9 protein-coding genes are annotated in these 20,905 nt (G+C 71.6%); 3 read left to right on the forward strand and 6 right to left on the reverse strand.

Annotated features, from left to right (window positions below; translation table 11 throughout):
• Positions 1–47: 47 nt before the first annotated feature.
• A complete protein-coding gene (locus ACIBJC_RS00475; protein WP_399285781.1) occupies positions 48–12,653 on the reverse strand; it encodes a type I polyketide synthase in 12,606 nt (4,201 codons plus the stop codon).
• A gap of 533 nt (positions 12,654–13,186) precedes the next feature.
• Between ACIBJC_RS00475 and ACIBJC_RS00480 the strand changes: the two genes are divergently transcribed.
• Positions 13,187–14,074 carry a 2OG-Fe dioxygenase family protein gene (locus tag ACIBJC_RS00480; RefSeq protein WP_399285783.1) on the forward strand — a complete coding sequence of 296 codons (888 nt, stop codon included), beginning with the start codon at positions 13,187–13,189 and terminating at the stop codon, positions 14,072–14,074.
• A 27-nt stretch (positions 14,075–14,101) separates the two neighbouring features.
• On the opposite strand, the gene ACIBJC_RS00485 is transcribed toward ACIBJC_RS00480, so the two are convergent.
• From ACIBJC_RS00485 to ACIBJC_RS00505, 5 genes are all read right to left on the reverse strand, one after another.
• Positions 14,102–15,031 (reverse strand): NAD-dependent epimerase/dehydratase family protein, encoded by a 930-nt coding sequence (locus ACIBJC_RS00485; RefSeq protein ID WP_399285785.1) that lies wholly within the window; start codon positions 15,029–15,031, stop codon positions 14,102–14,104.
• Positions 15,028–15,645 carry a dTDP-4-dehydrorhamnose 3,5-epimerase family protein gene (locus ACIBJC_RS00490; RefSeq protein WP_399285787.1) on the reverse strand — a complete coding sequence of 206 codons (618 nt, stop codon included), beginning with the start codon at positions 15,643–15,645 and terminating at the stop codon, positions 15,028–15,030. Before ACIBJC_RS00490 ends, ACIBJC_RS00485 begins: the two co-directional genes overlap by 4 nt.
• A complete protein-coding gene (locus ACIBJC_RS00495) occupies positions 15,642–16,895 on the reverse strand; it encodes an activator-dependent family glycosyltransferase (RefSeq protein WP_399285789.1) in 1,254 nt (417 codons plus the stop codon). Before ACIBJC_RS00495 ends, ACIBJC_RS00490 begins: the two co-directional genes overlap by 4 nt.
• 13 nt (positions 16,896–16,908) lie before the next feature.
• The gene (locus ACIBJC_RS00500; protein ID WP_399285791.1) at positions 16,909–17,694 is read right to left on the reverse strand and encodes a thioesterase II family protein; all 786 of its coding nucleotides are present in this window, start codon (positions 17,692–17,694) and stop codon (positions 16,909–16,911) included.
• Between the two features lie 142 nt (positions 17,695–17,836).
• Positions 17,837–18,043, reverse strand: coding sequence for an MbtH family protein (locus ACIBJC_RS00505; protein ID WP_329826771.1), 207 nt, complete (start codon positions 18,041–18,043; stop codon positions 17,837–17,839).
• A 392-nt stretch (positions 18,044–18,435) separates the two neighbouring features.
• On the opposite strand from ACIBJC_RS00505, the gene ACIBJC_RS00510 reads away from it, so the two are divergent.
• Complete coding sequence (locus ACIBJC_RS00510) at positions 18,436–19,713, forward strand: NDP-hexose 2,3-dehydratase family protein (RefSeq protein WP_399285793.1); 1,278 nt, start codon at positions 18,436–18,438, stop codon at positions 19,711–19,713.
• 86 nt (positions 19,714–19,799) lie between these two features.
• A complete protein-coding gene (locus ACIBJC_RS00515) occupies positions 19,800–20,729 on the forward strand; it encodes a Gfo/Idh/MocA family protein (protein WP_399285795.1) in 930 nt (309 codons plus the stop codon).
• The last annotated feature ends 176 nt before the right edge of the window (positions 20,730–20,905 follow it).

A 20,905-nucleotide genomic window follows, 5' to 3' on the forward strand; every position in this document is an offset into this window, starting at 1 on the left:
TGGGTGTACGGCGTGCGACGGGTGTGCGGCGTACGAGAGGGTGCCGTTCAGGAGGGCCCGAATTCCCGGTCGATAAAGCTGAAGAGCTCGTCGGCCTCCGCGGACTCCAGATGACCAGGGACGTCGACCGGGGCCCTCTGCTCCGTGCCGTCCGGTGCCGGGGCGTCGGGAACGGGAAGGGGAACGTCCGTGACCGCGCCGTTCCGGTCGCCGCTCCACCGGGACAGGACGCTCGTCAGGCGGCTCACGACCATGGCGCGCGTCGCGTCGTCCGGCTGCACGCGCGCGCCGAGAAGCGCGGCTTCCAGCCTGTCGAGCTCGGCGGTCAGGGAGGGGTCCGCGTCCCCCGTCGTCCCGGCGGGTGCCAGTTCCTCTCCGAGGTGTTCGGCGAGCGCGGCCGGGCTCGGGTGGTCGAAGATCAGGGTCGCGGGCAGCCGCAGCCCGGTGGCCGCGTTCAGCCGGTTGCGCAGTTCCACCGCGGTGAGCGAGACGAAGCCGAGGTCGAGGAAACCGCGATCGGGCGCCACGGACCCCACTGCCCCGTGACCGAGGACGGCCGCGGCGTGTTCCCGGACCGACCGGAGCAGCACCCGCTGTCGCTCCGCGTGGCCGAGGCCCGACAAGCGCCGTATCAACGGCGCCTCTTCCGAACGGGAGGCTTCGGCATGGGTGGGGGCGCTTCGTACGGGGACCGGCCGACGGACGTGTCCTTTCAGCGGGGTCGAGCGCGGGGTGAACACCGCGTCGCCACGTACGGCCACCCGGTCCTCTCCGGCCAGGACGGTATGACGCAGTACCTCGGGCGACGCCTGATCGTCCACGTCCACCAACGCCAACCGCCCCGGATTCTCCGCCTGCGCGGAGCGCACCACTCTCCACACCGAGGCCGCTACCGGATCGCGGACCTCCTCACCGGCCTCGACGGCCACCGCGCCCCGCGTCACCACCACCAACCGGGACCCGGCGAACCGCTCCTGGGCCAGCCACTCCCGCACCACACCCGAAATTCCGTCCACGGCACCGCTCACGGCCGGCGCCGCCCCCTCGCCGACCGCGGAACCGACTCGTACCACCGCCACATCCGGCACGTGCTCGCTGAGCCCGGCGAGACCCTTGACGGCCTCCGCCCCCAACGCCTCGGCCAGCTCGAAGAGGTCCGCCCCGACCACAGCACATCTGCGCGCTCCGCCCTCCGACACCGCACACGACGCTGCCGGCACCCACTCCACCCGGCCCGAGCGCTCCCCCGCCCCCACCGAGGCCGCGAGGTCCGCCTTCCGCACCGGTCGTGTGACCACGGCATCCACCGACACCACCGGCATCCCCGCCGCATCGGTCACCACCACCGACAGCCCGCCGTCGCCCCTCGGCGCCAACCGCACCCGCACCGCGGAAGCCGCAGCCCCATGCAGCGACACACCAGACCACGCGAACGGCAACCGCACCCCGTCCTCGGCGCCGTCCGCGCACGCCAGCCACGCGTACAACGCCGCGTCCAGCAACGCCGGATGCATCCCCAAGCGATCCGTGCCCGGCATCTCGGGCAACTCCGCCTCGGCGAAGACCTCCTCTCCCCGGCGCCACACCGACCGCAGCCCGCGAAACGCCGGCCCGTAGGCAAGCCCCGCGCCCGCCAACCGCTCGTACGTCCCGGCGAAGTCCACCGTCTCCGCCCCATGCGGCGGCCAAGCGCTCATGTCCCCAGAGCCGTCCGCCTCGCCACCGACGCCCAGCACACCCCGCGCATGGCAGGTCCAGGCACCGCTGCCGCCACCACTGGCGTACACGCTCAGCTCGCGCCGGCCTTCCTCCTGCGGCCCGCCGACGACGAGCTGCACCCGGACCGCGCCCTCGTCGGCCAGGACCAGCGGCGCCTCCAGCGTCAGTTCCTCCAGCCGCAGGCACCCCACCTCCTCCCCCGCTCGCAAGGCCATCTCCACCCATGCCGACCCCGGCACGACCACCCGACCCAGCAGCACGTGATCGGCGAGCCATGGCTGGGCACGCGGCGACAGACGCCCCGTCAGCAGGAAGCCTTCGGACCCGGGCAGCGGCACCGCCGCCCCCAGCAACGGGTGCTGCGTCGGCTCCAGCCCCACCGAGGCGGCATCACCGGACACCGCGGCAACGCGCGGGGCGAGCCAGTACCGCCGACGCTGGAACGCGTACGTCGGCAAGTCCACGTGCCGCGGCGCCGATCCCGCGAACGCCGCCGGCCAATCCACCCTGGCGCCGCCCACGAACGCCTCGGCCACGGACGCCAGCAACCGGTCGGGACCGCCTTCTCCACGGCGCAACGACCCCACCGCCGCGATGTCGACCCCGCAGTCGTCGGCCGTCTCCGCCACGCCCATCACCAGCACCGGATGCCCGCTGGCTTCCACGAACACCCGGAAGCCCGCGCCCAGCAGCACCCGCACCGTCTCGTCGAACCGCACCCTCCCGCGCAGGTTCCGGTACCAGTACCGCGCGTCCAGCTCCGCCGTGTCCAACACACCGCCCGTCACCGTTGAATAGAACGGGACCGACGACGGCCGCGGAGCAATCCCGGCGAGACTCCGCTCGAGCTCGGCCTCGATCGCCTCGACATGCGCACCGTGCGAGGCGTAGTCCACCGACACCCGACGTGCTCGAACGCCCTGCACCTCACACACCTCCAGGAACTCCTCAACGGCTTCCACATCGCCCGACACCACCACCGCCGTCGGCGCGTTCACCGCCGCCACCGACAACCGCTCGCCCCAGGCGGCCAGCCGCTCCTCGGCCACCCCCGCGGGCAGGCCCACCGACGCCATCGCCCCACGGCCCGACAGTGCCCGCAGCGCGCGACTGCGCACCGCCACGACCCGCGCACCGTCCTCCAGGGACAGCCCACCCGCCACCACCGCGGCGGCGATCTCCCCCTGCGAGTGCCCCACCACCGCCGACGGCACCACGCCCAACGAACGCCACGTCCCCGCCAGCGACACCATGACCGCCCACATCACCGGCTGCACCACGTCAACCCGGTCGAACCACTCCGGGCCCTCGACGCCTCGCACGACGTCCACCAAAGACCACTCGACCGAGGGCGTCAGCGCCGCCGCGCACCTCTCCATCCACTGCGCGAACACCGGCGACGAGTCCAGCAACTCGACCGCCATCCCCAGCCACTGCCACCCCTGGCCGGGAAAGACGAACACCACCCTGTCGTCGGAGCCGACCACCGCACCGCGCACCACACCTGGGGCCTCCCGCCCCTGGGCCAGAGCGGTCAGACCACACGCCAAGCCGGTACGATCCGCACCCAGGACGACCGCGCGACGGTCGAACACCGCGCGGGTGGTCGCCAGCGAGAAACCGACATCGCCCGGTGCCAGCGCGTCCGGCCCCGCGCCCTCGTCGGTGAGCGGCAGCAACCGCGCGGCCTGGTCCCGGACCGCCGCCTCGGACCTGGCCGACAGCACCCAGGGAGTGACACCGCCGACGGAAACCGCCAGGGTGCCCGGCACCGCCCCGTCGTCCGCCCCGGCCTCCGCAGCAGCCTGTTCCCGTGCCTGTTCCGGTGCCTGTTCCAAGATGACGTGGGCGTTCGTTCCGCTCACGCCGAAGGAGGACACACCGGCCCGACGCGGTCGGCCCGCCTCGGGCCACACGACGGGGTCGGTCAACAGCCTCACCGGGCCCGCGGACCAGTCGATGTGCGTCGACGGCTCGTCGACGTGCAGGGTGGGCGGCAGCACACCGTGCCGCATCGCCAGCACCATCTTGATCACACCGGCCGCCCCCGCGGCAGCCTGGGTGTGCCCGATGTTGGACTTCACCGATCCCAACCACAACGGACGGTCCCCATCCCGGTCGCGACCGTACGTGGCCAGCAACGCCTGCGCCTCGATCGGATCACCCAGCCTCGTACCCGTACCATGCGCCTCCACCGCATCGACCTCGCCCGCGGTCAGCCCCGCACTCGCCAACGCCGCCCGGATCACCCGCTGTTGCGCGGGACCGTTCGGCGCCGTCAGACCGTTGGAGGCGCCGTCCTGGTTCACGGCCGAGCCCCGTACCACCGCCAGCACCCGGTGCCCACGGCGCCGGGCCTCCGACAGCCGCTCCACCACCAGGACGCCGACACCCTCGGAGAAGCCGGCGCCGTCGGCCGTCGCCGCGAACGCCTTGCAGCGCCCGTCGGGAGCGAGCCCGCCCTGGCGGGTGAACTCGGTGAACAGGCCGGGCGTGGCCATGACGGTCACACCGCTGACGAGGGCGAGCGTGGACTCGCCGGTGCGCACGGACTGTACGGCCAGGTGCAGGGCCACCAGCGAGGACGAGCACGCCGTGTCCACCGTCACCGCGGGCCCCTCCAGGCCCAGCGCGTAGGCCACCCGGCCGGAGAGCACACTGGCCGTGCTGCCGGTGGTGACGTATCCCGCCGCGTCCTCGGGCACGTCGGGGCTCATGGCGAGGTAGTCCTGACCGTTCGTCCCGGCGAAGACGGCGGTGGCGGTGCCCCTGAGCGCCGAGGGGTCGATGCCCGCCCGCTCCAGTGCCTCCCAGGACGTCTCCAGCAGCAGCCGCTGCTGCGGGTCCATCGCCAGCGCCTCACGCGGCGAGATCCCGAAGAAGTCGGCGTCGAAGTCCCCCGCGTCGTGGAGGAAGCCGCCCTCGACGGCGCAGGACGTCCCGGCTCGGCCGGAGCCGGAGTCCGGGTCGTACAGGGCCTCCACGTCCCAGCCGCGGTCGTCGGGGAACGGGGTGATGCCCTCCCCGGCCGTGTCGAGCATCCGCCACAGGTCCTCGGGCGACCGGACGTCACCGGGAAACCGGCAGCTCATCCCGACGATGACCACGGGGTCCTCGCCCGTCGTCGGCTCGGCGGCCACGGGCGGAGAGGACGCCGTCTCCGGCCCGGGGAGCAGTTCCGCGCGCAGGCGGACCGCGAGCGCGCGGGCGTTCGGGGAGTCGAAGGCCACGGTGGAAGGCAGGCTCAGGCCGGTCGCCGCGCTCAGGCGGTTGCACAGCTCAACGGCGGTCACCGAGTCGAGGCCGAGGTCCTTGAACGCGCGGGACGGATCGACCGCGTCGGCTTGCGCGTAGCCCAGTACCGACGCCACGTGCCCGCGTACCACGGCGAGCATCGCCGTCTCCTGTTCGGCCCCGGTCGCCAGGCCGGCCAGCCTGCCGACCAGGCCGCCGGGCGCGTTCGCCGCGTGCGTGCCGGGATCGGCCGTCCGTGCGAGCCGGTGTACGTCGGGCAGGTCGGCGAGGAAAGGGCTGGGGCGCGTGGCGGTGTACGCCACGTGGAACCTGTCCCATTCGATGTCCGCGATCACGACGCCGGGCTCGCCTTCTGCCACCGCGCCCGCCAGTGCCGACACCGCCAGTTCGGGGGCCATCCCCGGCAGGCCGTGCCGGCGCGCCACCGCGCCGATCCCGCCCCCGGCCATGCCTTCGTCGGCCCAGGCGCTCCAGGCCACCGAGGACGCGGGAAGGCCGAGGCCGTGCCGGTACTCGGCGAGGGCGTCGAGGTAGGCGTTGCCGGGCGCGTAGTTGCCCTGTCCGGAGGCGCCCAGGGTGCCCGCCACGGAGGAGAACAGCACGAAGGCGTCCAGGTCCATGCCGTCGGTCAGCTCGTGCAGGTACCAGGCGCCGTCGGCCTTCACCCGCAGCACGCGGTCGATCTGCCCGGGGGTCAGCCGTTCCACGACCGCGTCGTCCAGAACCGCGGCGGTGTGGACCACCGCCGACAGCGGGCAGCCGTCGGATATCCCGTCGAGGAGGCGGGCGAGTGCCGCGCGGTCGCCCACGTCGCAGGCGGTGAGGGTCACCCGCGTGCCGGTGGCCTCCAGTTCCTCGCGCAGCGCACCGGCGCCGGGCGCGTCCGGTCCGCGGCGGCCGGCCAGCACCACGTGCGCGGCGCCCGACCGGGCCAGCCAGCGGGCCACCCGCCCGCCCAGGGCACCGGTGCCGCCCGTCACCAGCACGGTGCCGCGCGGGTGCCACTGCGCCCGCGGGTCGGGACGCGGGGCTCGGGCGAGGCGGCGGGCGAACGTTCCGGAGGGACGGATCGCGACCTGGTCCTCGCCCTCCGCGCCGGCCAGGACCGCCGCCAGCAGGCGCCCCGTGTGCGTGTCCCAGCGCTCGGGCAGGTCCACCAGACCGCCGAACCGCTCCGGGTGCTCCAAGGCCACGATCCGGCCGAGGCCCCACACCATCCGCTGGGTGGGGACGCCGGCCCGGTCCGTGTCCGCCACGGCCACCGCGCCGCGGGTCAGGTACCACAGGGGGCCGTTCACCCCCGCGTCGCCCAGCGCCTGGAACAGGGCGAGCGCCCCGGTCAGGCCCGCCCGGGGGACACCGGTTTCGACGGGCGGCCCGTCGGCCAGGGACAGCAGCGACAGCACACCCCCGTACGCGCCACCCTCCGCCCGCACACTTCGCAGCAGGTCGGCGATCCGGTCGCGGGCGGCTCCCGCGGGCAGCTCGACCGTGACCACGTCGCCGCCGTGGTCACGCACCGCGGCCGCGGTCGGCCCGACGACCTCCGCGGCACAGCCCTCCGGGGCGACCAGCAGCCAGGTGCCGGACAGCGTCGGCCGACGCGCCGTGCTCACGGGCGCCCACCGGGTGCGGTAACGCCAGCCGTCCACCGTCGAGGTCACGCGCTGCCGCTGCCGCCAGGACTTCAACGCGGGCAGCACCTGCGCCAGCGACGCGTCGTCGACCTCCAGTGCGCCGGCCAGCGCCTCCGCGTCGCCGCCCTCCACGGCCTGCCAGAACGCCCCGTCCGCCGCGCTGTCCTCGGGCGCGGGCGCGTCGTCCGGAGCCCACCAGAACCTCTCGTGCTGGAACGCGTAGGTGGGCAGATCGACGCGCCGTGCCCCCGACCTGGTGTACGCCTGCGTCCAGTCCACCGGCACACCGTGGACGAACGCCTCGCCCAGGGACGTGAGCACCCGTCGCGCACCGCCGTCGTCACGCCGCAGCGAACCGACCACCACGGCGTCGCTCCCCGCACTCTCCAGTGTCTCTCGCATACTCGCGGTCAGCACGGGGTGCGCGCTGCACTCCACGAACGCCCCGAAGCCCGAACCGGCCAGCGCCCGGATCGCCTCTTCGAAACGCACCGTCTGCCGCAGGTTGCGCACCCAGTACTCCGCGTCCGGACCACGCCCGCCCTCCAGCCACTCCCCGGTGACCGTGGAGAGGAAGGGCACCGTGAACGCCCCGGGTTCCACCGGCGCCAGGTCGGTGAGTACGCGCTCGCGCACCTCGTCGACCTGCGAGGAGTGCGAGGCGTAGTCCACCGCGACACGGCTCGCCCGAATCCCGTCGCGCTCGCACCGCGCCAGCAGGGCGTCCAGCGCCTCCGGCGTACCCGACACCACCGTGGACGACGGACCGTTGACCGCCGCCACCGCCACCGCCGCGCCCGACGCCTCGATGCGCCGGCGCACGTCGTCGACCGGTGACGCCACCGACACCATCCCGCCGCGCCCGGCCAGCACGGTGCCGATGGCGCGGCTGCGCAGCGCCGCCACCCGGGCGCCGTCCCGCAACGACAGGCCGCCGGCCACCACCGCGGCCGCGATCTCCCCCTGCGAGTGGCCCACCACGGCCGCGGGTTCGACACCGTACGAGCGCCACACCTCGGCCAGCGACACCATGACCGCCCACAGCGCCGGCTGGACCACGTCGACGCGCGCCAACGCATCGGCGTCGTCGAGGACGTCCAGCAGCGACCACTCCACGAACGAGGACAGCGCCGCCGCGCACTCGCTCATCCGGGAGGCGAACGCCGTCGAGGACGACAGCAGCTCCCGGGCCATTCCCACCCACTGCGATCCCTGCCCCGGGAACACGAACACGGGCCGAGGCGTGATTCCGCCGCCTCGCGCCGCACCGCTCGGCGCGGTGCCCTCCGCCACGGCCCGTACCGCTTCGAGGAGTTCCTGCCGCGAGCCGCCCGTCACGACCGCACGCCGCTCGTGGAGCGACCGCGAGGTGACCAGTGACATTCCGACGTCGACGGGCGACACCTCGGGGCGCGCCTCCAGGAAGGACGTGAGCCGCCGGGCCTGCCCGCGCAGCGCCGCCTCGCACGTGCCCGACAGGACCCAGGGCACGGCGGCGGAGGCGCCACCCGGTTCCTGCGGCGGCGCTCCCGGCCCGTGCGGGGTCTCTTCGGACTCCTCGGCCTCCTCGGCCTCCTCCAGGATGACGTGTGCGTTGGTGCCGCTGATCCCGAACGAGGACACCCCCGCCCGGCGCGGACGACCGCCCCCGGCCCACGCACGCGCCTCGGTCAGCAGTTCCACCCTGCCCGCCGACCAGTCCACCTGCGGCGTCGGCTCCTGTGCGTGCAAGGTCTTCGGCAGCACCCCGTGCCGCATCGCCAGCACCATCTTGATCACACCGGCCACACCCGCGGCAGCCTGCGTATGCCCGATGTTCGACTTCAGCGACCCCAGCCACAACGGCTGGTCCTCGCCCCGGTCCCGCCCGTACGTGGCCAGCAACGCCTCCGCCTCGATGGGGTCCCCGAGCCTCGTTCCCGTACCGTGTGCCTCGACGGCGTCGACCTCACCGGTGCCGATTCCCGCACTGGCCAGTGCCGCCCGGATCACCCTCTGCTGTGACGGGCCGTTCGGCGCTGTCAGCCCGTTCGACGCACCGTCCTGGTTCACCGCGGAACCCCGCACCACGGCAAGGATCCGGTGTCCGTTGCGCCTGGCGTCCGACAGCCGCTCCACCACCAGCATGCCCACGCCCTCACCCCACCCCGTACCGTCCGCACCCGCCGAGAACGCCTTGCACCGACCGTCCGCCGACAGCCCGCGCTGCCGGCTGAACTCGATGAACATGTCCGGGGAGGCCATGACCGTGACTCCGCCGGCGAGGGCGAGGTCGCACTCGCCGGAACGCAGCGCCTGACCGGCCAGGTGCAGCGCCACCAGTGACGACGAACACGCCGTGTCCACCGTCACCGCCGGGCCTTCCAGGCCGAGGGCGTACGCGATGCGGCCGGACATCACGCTCGGCGCGTTACCGGTCAGCAGGTATCCGGCGAAGCCCTCGGTGGCCTGATGAGCACGTGGACCGTAGGAGTGGGTGGTGGCACCTATGTACGTACCGGTCGCCGACGCGCGGCGCGATCGCGGATCGATTCCGGCGCGCTCCAGTGCCTCCCAGGACGTCTCCAGCAGCAGCCGCTGCTGCGGGTCCATCGCCAGCGCCTCACGCGGCGAGATCCCGAAGAACTCCGCGTCGAAGTCGCCGGCCCCGGTGAGGAAGCCACCGCTCCGTGTGTAGCTGGTGCCCCAGTGATCGGGGTCCGGGTGGTAGAGGGCGTCCAGGTTCCAGCCCCGGTCGGCGGGATAACCGGAGATGGCGTCCTCGCCGCTGACGACCAACTGCCACAGCTCTTCGGGCGTGTTCACCCCGCCGGGGTAGCGGCACGCCATGCCCACGATGGCCAGCGGCTCGGCCGTCGCCTTCGCGACGCGCGTGACGGCCGCCTGCCGCTTTCCGGTGATCTCTTCGTGGAGGTGGTGGGCGAGACCGCGCGGGGTCGGGTGGTCGAAGACGAGGCGGCCGGCGACGGGCAGACCGGTGCGTGCGGCGAGACCGTCGGCCAGCTCCTGTGCCATCAGGGAGTCGAAGCCGAGGTCTTTGAAGGTCAGGGTGGCATCGACCCGGCCGGTGTGCTCCATGACGGCCGCCGCTTGGTCGCACACCGCGTCGAGGAGGGCGTCACGTTGTTCGGGCTCGGACAGTCCGGCCAGGACGGAGACGAGGTGTCCGTCGGTCCGCCCCGGGCCCGACGTCGTTGCCACCCCGGTCCCGTCGGGCTCGTCGAGGTCCTTCCGAGGGGGCTCGGCGACCGTCCGTTCCGGTTCCGGCCGGCTCTCCTGGCTCTCCTGGCTCTCCTGGCTCTCGAACCAGTACCGCCGACGCTGGAACACGTAGGTGGGCAGGTCGACTTGGAGCGCCCCCGGGAAGAACGGTCGCCAGTCGACCTCCGCCCCGCGCACCCACAGGTGGGCCAGCGCGGTTGTCGCGGTGTGGGTCTCGTCCCGGTCCCTGCGGCAGAACGGGACGGCGACGACATCGGCGGGCGTCCGCACGTCCTCGGTCCGGGCCCGGACCGACTCCTTGACCATGGGGGTGAGAACGGCGTCGGGGCCGATCTCCAGAAAGGTCGCCACCCCGCACTCACGCATCGTGGCGACCGCGTCACCGAACAGCACCGTCCTGCGCACCTGGCGCACCCAGTACTCCGGATCCCGCAACACCCCGGGAGCCGCCACCTGTCCCGTGACGGTCGACACCACCGGCACCGACTGGTCCCGGGACTCCACCGACCCCACAACCCGCCCGTACGCCTCGAACATCGGCTCCATCAGCGCCGAATGGGACGCATGCGACACCGCCAGACGCCGTGTCCTCACCCCCAGCTCCGCCAGGCGCCCCACCTCGGCCAGCACCGGCTCCACCGTGCCCGTGAGCACCACCGACTCAGGACCGTTCACCGCCGCGAGCTCCACGCCGTCCCCCAACCGCACGGCCTCCGCCCCGGCCCCCACCGCCACCATCACGCCCTCACCGATCGGCAGACCGTGCATCAACCAGCCACGCGCCAGCACCACCCGAGCCGCGTCCCGCAGCGACCAGACACCCGCCACATGAGCCGCCACCAGTTCGCCCAGCGAATGACCCGCCACCACCGAAGGACGCACGTCCCACGAGCCCAGCAGGCGCCACAGAGCAACCTCGAAGGCGAACAACGCCGGCTGCGCCCACCCTGTCCCGTCCAGCCCGTCGACGCCTCCGGACATCACCTCACGCAGTCGACCTGAGTAGTCACCTCCGACCCCGAAGAACTCCCGTGACTCCTCCGGCAGACGTACGTCAGCGGCCACATCTCCGACGACCTCGTCGAAGACGCCCATCACCTCGTCCAGCGCCTCGGCGAACGCACCGAAACACGACAGGCCCTCACCCATGCCGACTCGTTGCGCACCCTGGCCCGAGAACACCATCCCCACGCCACCGTCCACCACCGAACCCGACACCACCCCGGGTCCGCCGCCCCGCTCGGCCAGCCCTGACAGCCCTTCGGTCAACTCACCCCGACCCGTGCCCACCACCACCGCACGGTGCCCGAAGCGCGACCGCGACGAGGCCAGCGACCAGCCCACGTCCGCCGCGTCCGCGTCACCGGCGCCCTCGGCGAACCGGGCCAGTCGGCGCGCCTGTCCGCGCAGTGCCTCCGGGGAGCGGCCGGAGACGATCCAGGGCACGACCGGCAGGTCCGGTCCGGCACGCCCGCCGGTGCGCTCGTCCCCGGGTTCCGGTCGCCAGTCCGACAGTACGACGTGGCAATTGCTGCCGCCCATCCCGAACGAGCTGACTCCGGCGACGAGTTGCTCGTCCGGCGCCGGATCCCCGGGCCACGGACCGAGTTCCCGCTGCACCCGGAGATTGAGGTCGTCCAGGGGGATCCGGGGGTTCGGTGTCTCGAAGTTCAGGCTGGCGGGCAGCAGTCGGTGCTTGAGGGCCAGGACGGTCTTGAGGAACCCGGCGATACCGCCCGCGCCGCTCAGGTGGCCGATGTTGGTCTTGACCGACCCGACCGCCAGAGGCAGGCCGGCGGGACGCCGACGGCCTATGGCCTCTCCCAGGGCGGCGGCCTCGACCGGGTCGCCCACCGGGGTTCCGGGGCCGTGCAGTTCGACGTAGCGGGCGGCGGCCGGGGACAGACCGGCACACTCGTAGGCCCGGGTGACGACGTCGGCCTGGGAGCCCACCGTCGGCGAGGTGAGCGTCTCCCCCCTGCCGTCGTTGTTGGTCGCGCTACCACGTACCAGGCACAGGATGCGGTCCCCGTCGTCGAGCGCCGCGCTCAGCCGCTTGAGCACGACGGCGCCGCCGCCCTCGCCCGGCACATATCCGTTGGCCCTGGCGTCGAACGTGTAGCAGCGACCGTCCGGCGAGAGGCCGCCCAGGCTCGCGGCGAGCAGCACGCCTTCCGGCATCAGATGCAGGTTGACGCCGCACGCGATGGCGAGTTCCGACTCCCCGGACCGCAGGCTCGCACAGGCCAGGTGCAGGGCCACCAGGGAGGAGGACTGCGCGGAGTCGATCGTGAGGCTCGGGCCACTGGCGCCGAGGAAGGCGGAGAGCCGGTTGGCGATGATGCCGCGCTGGATGCCCGGCATGGTGTGGTGCGCGCCGAGTGCCTGGGCATGACGCGTCAGCAGCTTCGCGTAGTCGTCGGCGTTCACGCCGACGAACGTGCCCAGTCGGCTGCCGCTGACCTCGCCGGGGACCACGCGGGCGTCCTCAAGTGCTTCCCAGCCCAGCTCCAGTACGAGTCGCTGCTGCGGGTCGACGAAAGGCGCCTCGCGGGGGGAGAGACCGAAAAAGCCCGCGTCGAAGTCCGCGGGCCGGTCGAGAAAGGCGCCCCACCGAGGCGCCCCGTCCGAGGCCGGACCCGTCCAGCGGTCCGGCGGGACCTCCGTGACGGCACTCTCGCCGGCCGCCAACAACTCCCACAGGCGCTGCGGGCTTCCCGCCCGCGGGAACCGGCACGAGACGCCGATCACGGCTATCGCCGTGTCCGGATCGACAGCGCCTCCGGTGAGAACTTCTCCAGGCAGGCCGACAGTCGTCATCGAGAGAAACCTCCAGCACCGGACGTACGGCCGAACGGAAACGAATTCAGCAGAAGCCCGGCGTGGAGTTCATGCTCTCGATATACCGGGCATCAGCCGCCCTTGACTGTCCGACACCACACCCTTCGGCCACGTCGGCGATCACCGCCGTTACGGCGGTGATCGCACCGGTGTCCCACAGCGGGCAGGAGGAAGTTCCGGGCCATCTCGAAACGCCGGTGACGTGTGCGTCCGGCCGGCCAAACGCGCATGTCACCGACTGCCGCCGCGGATCGTCCGCCTCGGCGACAGCTTTCGCGGTCCATTGCCCGACGGGCCGTCGGATGATAAATGTGGTGTCAGCGCATGCTGAGCGTTCCGACTTCGGCCGGCCGATCCCGTTTCCCGGTGAACCGCACCTTTGCCGAGCGGATTTCCGGACCTCGTACATCACACGGACTTCGCGCATCACACCTGATCGGCCGTTGGCCTCAGCCCATTACATCCGCCGTATCACCATGGAGGGAACAAGGGGTATGTCGAAACACGATGCCGTGGCTTCCGAAATCGCAGAGATACGTTCGACCTATGTCCGCGACCGTTTCGTTTTCGTCCCCGGCGCCCAGCTCACCGGGATCGTCAAGGAATTGGGCGCCACGGACGATGACCTCGAGAACCTCGCCACCGTCAGCGACGGGCTGAAGAGCGACCCGACTCTTCCGTTCCGAAAGACCAGGACCGGCCGCTTCGGTTTCGACCCACGGTCCATGCGGGTACGGCGGCTCGAATTCCAGCCGTTCATGCTGTCCTTGGAGGACGACTTCGTACGGCACGATTCCGGCCGGGTACGCGTCTTCGACGAGATTCAGAACGACCTCCAGCTCAACACCGCCCTCCAGGCGCTCTTCGTCTTCAAGTTCATGGTCTTCGACGGCGTGACGGTCACCCACCGGCCGAAACTGGGCTACGACAGCGACCAGTGGATCTGCACACTGCTCAACGTGAGGACCACCACCGACGGTGACCTGATCGGCGAGCCGGCACTCGAAGGGGTGCACAGCGACGGCGTCGACCACACCATGACGACCTACCTGGGCAGCGAGAACATGACGGACGACAGCGCCGTCACCTTCCTGCACGACATGCGCGAGGTGAACGGCACCCGATGGCACGACGCGAACGCCCACCTCGTTCGCGCCGAAGCGCAGCATCGTGACTTCCTCGACACGTGCCTGATAGTCGACCACGAGAGCAAGCACAGCGTCTCGACCCTGTACGCCGCGGACCGGTCTAAGCGGGCCACGCGGGACCTGCTGGCCTTCCTGACCCGCAAGCCGGTGGCCGAAGGACACCACTCGCACTCCTTCGACTCGCTCGAGCCGCACCGGGAGCTTCCCATGACGGCCGACCTGCTCCGGCTCAACGGCGCACCGTCCGCCTAGGGTCTGCGCCGCCTCAGGCCGAAGGGGTCACGACGCGGCCCACAGGTCGTGGAGGGACTGCTTCAGCGGCACCTGCGGGGACCAGCCGAGCACCCTGCGCGCGAGCCGGATGTCGGCCTGGGTCCACGCACCGCCCTTGCTGTGCACCGGGGCCTGCCCCCTCCGCACCAGGTGCGGGGGCACGCCCGATACGGAGACGAGAATTCCGGCGAGTTCCCGCATGCTGGTGGCGGTCCCCGAACCGATGTTGATCAGGTGCGCGGTCGCCCGCACGCCCGCCGCCAGCACCACGGCCTCGGCGATGTCACGTACGTCGACAAAGTCGCGCTGGTCGTCGACGACTGTCAGATCGAGGGGCGCGTCCTCGCTGGTGGCACGCAGTTGCGCGGCGAGTCGGCCGAGGAAGCCGTGCAACGGAGCTCCGGGTCCGCAGCCGTTGGTGAGGCGGAGCACGCAACCGTCCACGCGTCCCGCCTCCGTGGCATCCAGGACGATGCGGCTGCCGGCCAGCTTGGTGCGCGCGTAGACGCTGCCGGGGGCGGTCGGGTGGTCCTCCGCGATGGCGGTGCCCTCCGGGACAGGACCGTACTCGTGCACGGTGCCGAGCTGGAGCAGCCTCGGCCGTCGGCGGAGCGTCGAGACGGCGCGCACCAGTCGGTCGACGAGCAGGACGTGCTCGGCCGTCATCCGATCCTCGTCGTCCGCCCCGATGTCACCCGCCGCGTTGACGACGAGACCGGCCGGGCCCACGGCCTCGGCGATGTCCCCGGCCGTCGCGGACGTCACGTCGAGCGCGAGGAAGCGGGCCCCGGGAGCCGGCTCAGCGGGTTTCCTGGCCACGGCCAGGACGTCGTATCCGCGGGCGACCAGCGCTGTGCAGATGTTCCGGCCCATGAATCCGGTGCCGCCGAGGACGACGGCCGAGCCCGCGTGCGCGTCGATCACGTCGTTCGTCATGCCCGGTCCCCCCTCTCCACGTGCGTGTCCACATGCAGCGCCCGGCACGCCTCGTACGACGGCAGCCTGCCGGCGCGACGGGCCTCGGCCAGGGTCGGCGCACCCCGGTCACGTGGGGAGACCAGGTACTCCATGCCTTCGGGCCAGGGCAGCCCAAGGGCCGGGTCGAAGGCGTCGATCTCGTGCTCGGCGGCCGGGTCGTACTCCACCGACGTCACATAGGCGGCCACCGTGTCGTCCCGCAGGGCGACGAACGCGTGCCCGAGTCCCTCCTCCAGGTACACCGCACGGCAGGAATCGGGGTTCAGCCGGGTGCTGTCCCAACGGCCGAACGTGGGGGAACCCACCCGCAGGTCGACCACCACGTCGAGCAGCTCCCCGGCGGGGCAGGTCACCAATTTGGCCTGGCCGGGCGGTACGTCCTCGTAGTGCACGCCCCGGACTACCCCGCGCCGGGAGAAGCTGTAGTGGACCTGGCCCAGCCGCAGCGGGTACCCCACGGCTTCCGAGAAGGCGGATTCGGTGTAGTGGGCGACGAACGCGCCGCGGTGATCGCGGTGCACGTCGGGTACGAACTCGTAGGCGCCGGGCACTGCCAGTTCTCGGACCTTCATCGGCGACGCTCCTCGGTGAGGTTTTCCAGTACGGGCACCAGATCGTGCGGGGTGGGTGCGGTCAGGTTCTCCTGGCGCAGGCGCTCGGCTCCGCCCGCGAAGGACGGGTCCCTGAGCAGCCGTTGCACACTGTCGCGCAGGACATCGGCCGTCAGCTCGGAGGCGTGCACGGCGATTCCCGCACCGGCCCCGGCCAGGCTCGTCGCCCTGTTCCACCAGTCGGCGTAGCGGATGGTGGGGATGAACTGGGGTACGGCGTTGACGAGTGCCGTGCTCCAGGAGCCGAAGCCGCCGTAGTGGATGACGGCTGAGGCGGTGGGAAGCAGGGCGTGCAGGGGGACGAAGTCGACGATACGGGTGTTGCCGGGGACCTTGGCGAGCTTCGCGGCTTCGGCGGGCGGCAGCGTGGCCACCACCTCGATGTCCATGTCGCCCATGGTGTCGATCATGTCGGGGATCGGGAGGAGGGTGTCGCCGACCACGGCATGCGTGGCGAGGCCGGGGGTCAGGACGACGCGCGGGCGTTCAGGTGGCTCGTGCAGCCAGTCCGGAATCTCGGAGGGGCCGTTGTAGGGGAGGTAGCGGAGCGGTATCCGCTCCACCGTCGACGGAAACTGGAGGCTGGTGGGTACCTGGTCGATGGTCCACTGGCCGACCACGACCTCTTCGTCGAACGAGCTGCCGTAGCGGCCGAGGTGCCTGCCGAGCCAATCGGCCATCGGGTCTTCCCGGCGCTCCCGCGGGCGTTCCGCCTGGCGTCGGAGGAAGACGTCGCGCATCGCGGAATGATTGTCGAAGCACCACAGCAGCCGGGCGTGGGCGGCGCCGACGACGCGCGCCGCCACCGGCCCCGCGTAGGTGAGGGGTTCCCAGACGACCAGGTCGGGTCGCCAGTGGCGGGCATAGGAAACCAGGTCGGGGATCATGGGGTCGTTGTAGACCTGGTGGGAGAACATGACGCCGGCCCTGAGCTTCGCCAGCGCCAGCTCCCATGAGTGCGCTTCGAGGGTCGGGGTGGACCAGTCGGACAGTGGGTTCTCCAGGGAGCCGCGGTTCCGCGCCAGCATCTCGTGGAAGTTGTGGTCCTCGCCGACGGAGACCGCGGTCAGCCCCACGCCCTTGATGGCGTCCACCAGCGCCGGGCTGCTGGCGACCTGGACGTCGTGGCCTGCGACGGCCAGGGACCAGGCGAGCGGCACCATGGACAGCAGATGTGACCTGTCGGAGAGCGTCACGAAAAGTACACGCATCGTCGGGTTCTCCTCAGCCGTTGGTTCGTCCGCCGCGGGTCGGCGCCGCGCACAGGGTGTCCGTGATCACCGCGGCCACGGCCGCCCGGTGGTCGGCGATATAGAAGTGGCCGCCGGGGAAGACCCGCAGATCGAAGCCGCCCGTGGTGCGCTCCCGCCAGCCCGCCGCCTCGTCGACCGGAACGTGGTGGTCGGCTTCCCCGGTGAGCGCGACGACATCGCACCGCAGTGCCGCGCCGGGCTCCGCCGTGTAGGTCTCGAACGCCTTGTAGTCGCTGCGGATCGACGGCAGGACCAGTTGCAGCAGTTCGCGTTCTTCGAGGATCTGCGCGTCGGTACCACTGAGCAGTTGCAGCTCGGCGACGAGCCCCGCGTCGTCGAGGCGGTGCATGTCCCGGCCGCGGTGCAGCGAGGACGCGGATCTGGCGGACACGAAGAGCGCCCGGGGGGTTGTCCCCAGCTCTCGTTCGAGCAGCATGGCCAGTTCGAATCCGACACTGGCGCCCATGCTGTGACCGAACAGTGCGACGGGACGCTTCGCGGCGAGCGGCTTCAGCACGTCGAACACGGCTCGCGCCATCTCGGGGATGCTCTCGACGCACGGCTCACGCAGCCGGTCCTGTCGCCCCGGGTACTGGACGACCAGGGCCTCCACGGTCGAAGGCAGCAGCTCGGTGAGCGGGAAGTAGAAACTCGCGGTCCCCCCGGCGTGCGGCAGACACACCAGGCTGATCTCGGCCTCCGGGCTCGGACGGAACCTGCGGAACCACCTGCTCTCACCGGTGGCGGGCGACGTCATAGTTCCCGTTGGTCCTTTCTCCGGTGTTCCCGTCCTCTCGTCGACGAGAGGGGTCCTCATGCGTCTCGAAAGACGCGCGCGGGCCCCGCTCCCGACCGCGAGGACCGTCCCCTTCATTCCGTGACGCGCAGCCGAGGACGGCTCAGTCGCCCATCGCCTCGATCAGGCTCTTGGGCCGCATGTCCGTCCAGTTCTCCTCGATGTAGGCCAGGCACACTTCACGGGTGTCCTTGCTGTGGGCGACATGCCAGCCGCTGGGCACATCCGCGAAGGCGGGCCACAGCGAATGCTGTCCCTCGTCGTTGACCAGCACCAAGAACTCGGCGCCGGGGTCGTCGAAAGGATTCACGCCAGTCTCCACCTCTCATGCCGTCCTACGTGGGCGACCATCTGAACGTCGCCATCCTCACGTGTCGCGACAGGAGGGGTGATCCGCGAGAGCCACAGTTACGGATCCGGTCGCGCCCTCCACCGGTGCCACGCGGACCTTCCTGTGCCAGTCTTGCTGCGCAACAGACACCGCGATCCACCCCTTGTACCCACACGCCGGGTGGCGGCGCATCGCCGACCCCGTGCACCGCGCGGGCCCGCGGATCGCAGCGCTCCCGGCGACCGTATTTCCCGGAACGAGCAGAGGCGGAGCTGATGACCGCGACAGGACTGATGTTGCCATGCCGCGTCGCGGCGCCCGTCAGTGCATCGAGACTCGCCGCCTCCGCTGCCGCGGTCGACGGCGGGGTGATGAGCAACCTCGAGGTACGGGCCTGGCTCGACAGCCGGCGTCGCGAACACGCACAGCGAGTGGAGCGGGTGCCGTTCGCCGCGTTGCGCGGCTGGGGCTTCGACGAACGGACGGGCGATCTGCGGCATGTGAGCGGACGGTTCTTCTCGGTGCACGGGCTCGGAGTGCGGTCGGACTTCGGTCCGGTGTCCGCCTGGTCGCAGCCGATCATCCGGCAGCCGGAGATCGGCATCCTCGGCATCGCACTGCGGGACTTCGGCGGTGTGCCGCATCTGCTGATGCAGGCGAAGACCGAGCCGGGGAACGTCAACGGCGTGCAGCTCTCGCCGACAGTACAGGCGACCAAGAGCAACTACCTCCGGGTGCACGGTGGTTCCGCCGTCCCTTATCTGAAGCTCTTCCGCCACTCGGAACCCGGTGCCGTCGTCGCGGACGTCCTCCAGTCGGAACAGGGCTCGTGGTTCCTGCACAAGCGCAACCGCAACATGATCGTGGAGGTCGGCCCCGAGGCCGAGGCAGGTGAGGACTTCGCCTGGCTGACGCTGGGACAGGTCAACACGCTGCTGCGGCAGGACAACCTGGTCAACATGGACGCGCGGACCGTCCTGTCCTGCCTTCCGGACTGGCGGCAGGACGACACACGGCGGGCGCTCCACGCGGATCAGGAGATCCGTAGCTGGATCACGCGGCGACGGGCCGAGCACGAGGTCGAGGTGGTACCGACCGGCCTCTCCCAGACCGTGGGCTGGCACCGCACCGCGGACGAGGTGGCCCACGAGCGGGCGCTGTACTTCAAGGTGGTGGCGGTCGACGTCTCCTCGCACCGGCGTGAAGTGTCCGCCTGGTCACAGCCGCTGCTCGAACCACACGGCACCGGCGTCGTGGCCCTGTTCGTCCGCCGTGTCGACGGCGTACCGCACGCGCTGCTGCGGGCGCGGGCGGAGCCGGGCTTCCTCAACGTGGTCGAGCTGGGCCCCACGGTGCAGTGCGTGCCCGAGAACTACGCCCATCTGCCCGCGGCCGACCAGCCGCCCTATCTCGCCGAGGCACTCGCCCGCGCCGGCGGCGCCTGCTACGACGTGGTTCTGTCGGAGGAAGGCGGCCGGTTCTGGCACGCCCAGAGCCGTTACCTGATCATCGAGGTGGAGAGCGACTTCCCCGCCTTGTCGGACGATTTCCGTTGGGTGACACCATGCCAGCTGGACGAGCTGCTCCGCTACAACCATCACGTGAACGTGCAGGCCAGGACCCTGGTGGCGGCGCTGCGGGCGTGGTGAACCCGGCCGGGGTCCGGCCGTTGCGGCTGGGGGCGCTCGCCACGTCGTCCATCGCCCTCAGGCGCGTGCTACCAACCGCGGTGAGCATGCCGGAGCTCGATCTCGTTGCGGTCGCCGGCAGGTCCGCGGACAAGGCCGGCCGTTTCGCCCAGCAGTTCAGTTGTGCTGCGGAGACGGACTACGCGGTGCTGCTCGATCGCCCCGACGTGGAGGCGGTGTACATCTCCACGCCGACGGCGCTGCACCACCTATGGGCGGACCGCGCGCTCCGCGCGGGCAAGCACGTCCTGGTCGAGAAGCCGCTCGGGGTGAACGCCGACGAGGCACGCCGGTTGTGCTCCCTCGCGCGGGAGCGCGGTCTCGTGCTGCGGGAGAACGTCATGTTCCCGCACCATCCGCAGCACGCGTTCGCCGCCGGCCTGGTGCGGCGCGGACGGATCGGCACACCGAGCACGTTCCAGGCGTCCTTCTGCATTCCGCCGCTGCCCGCTGACGACATCCGGTACGCACCCGGCCTCGGGGGCGGGGCACTGCTCGACGTGGGCGTCTATCCGTTGCGCGCCGCGGCGCTGCTCCTGGGGCCCGGGCAGCGGGTGGCGGGGGCGACGCTGCGCACCCGTGCCTCGGACGGGCTCGATCTGTCGGGGCAGGCGTTGCTGGTCTCGCCTTCCGGAGTACTGGCCCAGGTGACGTTCGGCTTCGAGCACGCGTACGTGTCGTCGTACACGCTGTGGGGAGACCGGGGTCGGCTGTCGGTGCCGCGCGCGTTCACCCCGCCCGCGGCTCACCAGCCGGTTCTGGTGCTGGAGGAACGGGACTGCGAGGAGCGGTTCAGGCTACCGGCGTCGGATCAACTGCGGCTCTGTCTGGAGGACTTCGCGGCTGCGGTGCGCGGGGGCGAAGCGGGCGACGCAAGCGCGGAGGCCGACCGGCGGCGAGACGCGATCTCTCTGATGGAATGCGTGGACGAAGTGCGCAGACAGGCCGTGCGCGTCACGGTCGACGACCGCCCGTAGGGGAGCCCCTCCTCGGGTCCCTTTCTGAAGGTCGCAGAAAAGCGACCGCGCCCCCGCGTGATGCCCCCTGACAGCGGCCTCGCCACCCACCCCCGAGCGGGATGGCTACGCCCTCAGGCGACCGATGTGAAGCCTCTGGTTCCGGACCGTCTTGTGAGAGAGACCTGTCCCGCAAG

Source organism: Streptomyces sp. NPDC050509 (genome assembly GCF_044457965.1).
GTDB lineage: Bacteria > Actinomycetota > Actinomycetes > Streptomycetales > Streptomycetaceae > Streptomyces.

Bases quoted from the DNA above. Each gene is read 5' to 3' on its own strand.
- ACIBJC_RS00490 (WP_399285787.1), bottom strand. From the start codon at position 15,645: ATGAAGGTCCGAGAACTGGCAGTGCCCGGCGCCTACGAGTTCGTACCC.
- ACIBJC_RS00475 (WP_399285781.1), bottom strand. From the start codon at position 12,653: ATGACGACTGTCGGCCTGCCTGGAGAAGTTCTCACCGGAGGCGCTGTC.
- ACIBJC_RS00495 (WP_399285789.1), bottom strand. From the start codon at position 16,895: ATGCGTGTACTTTTCGTGACGCTCTCCGACAGGTCACATCTGCTGTCC.
- ACIBJC_RS00485 (WP_399285785.1), bottom strand. From the start codon at position 15,031: ATGACGAACGACGTGATCGACGCGCACGCGGGCTCGGCCGTCGTCCTC.
- ACIBJC_RS00500 (WP_399285791.1), bottom strand. From the start codon at position 17,694: ATGACGTCGCCCGCCACCGGTGAGAGCAGGTGGTTCCGCAGGTTCCGT.
- ACIBJC_RS00510 (WP_399285793.1), top strand. From the start codon at position 18,436: ATGAGCAACCTCGAGGTACGGGCCTGGCTCGACAGCCGGCGTCGCGAA.
- ACIBJC_RS00515 (WP_399285795.1), top strand. From the start codon at position 19,800: ATGCCGGAGCTCGATCTCGTTGCGGTCGCCGGCAGGTCCGCGGACAAG.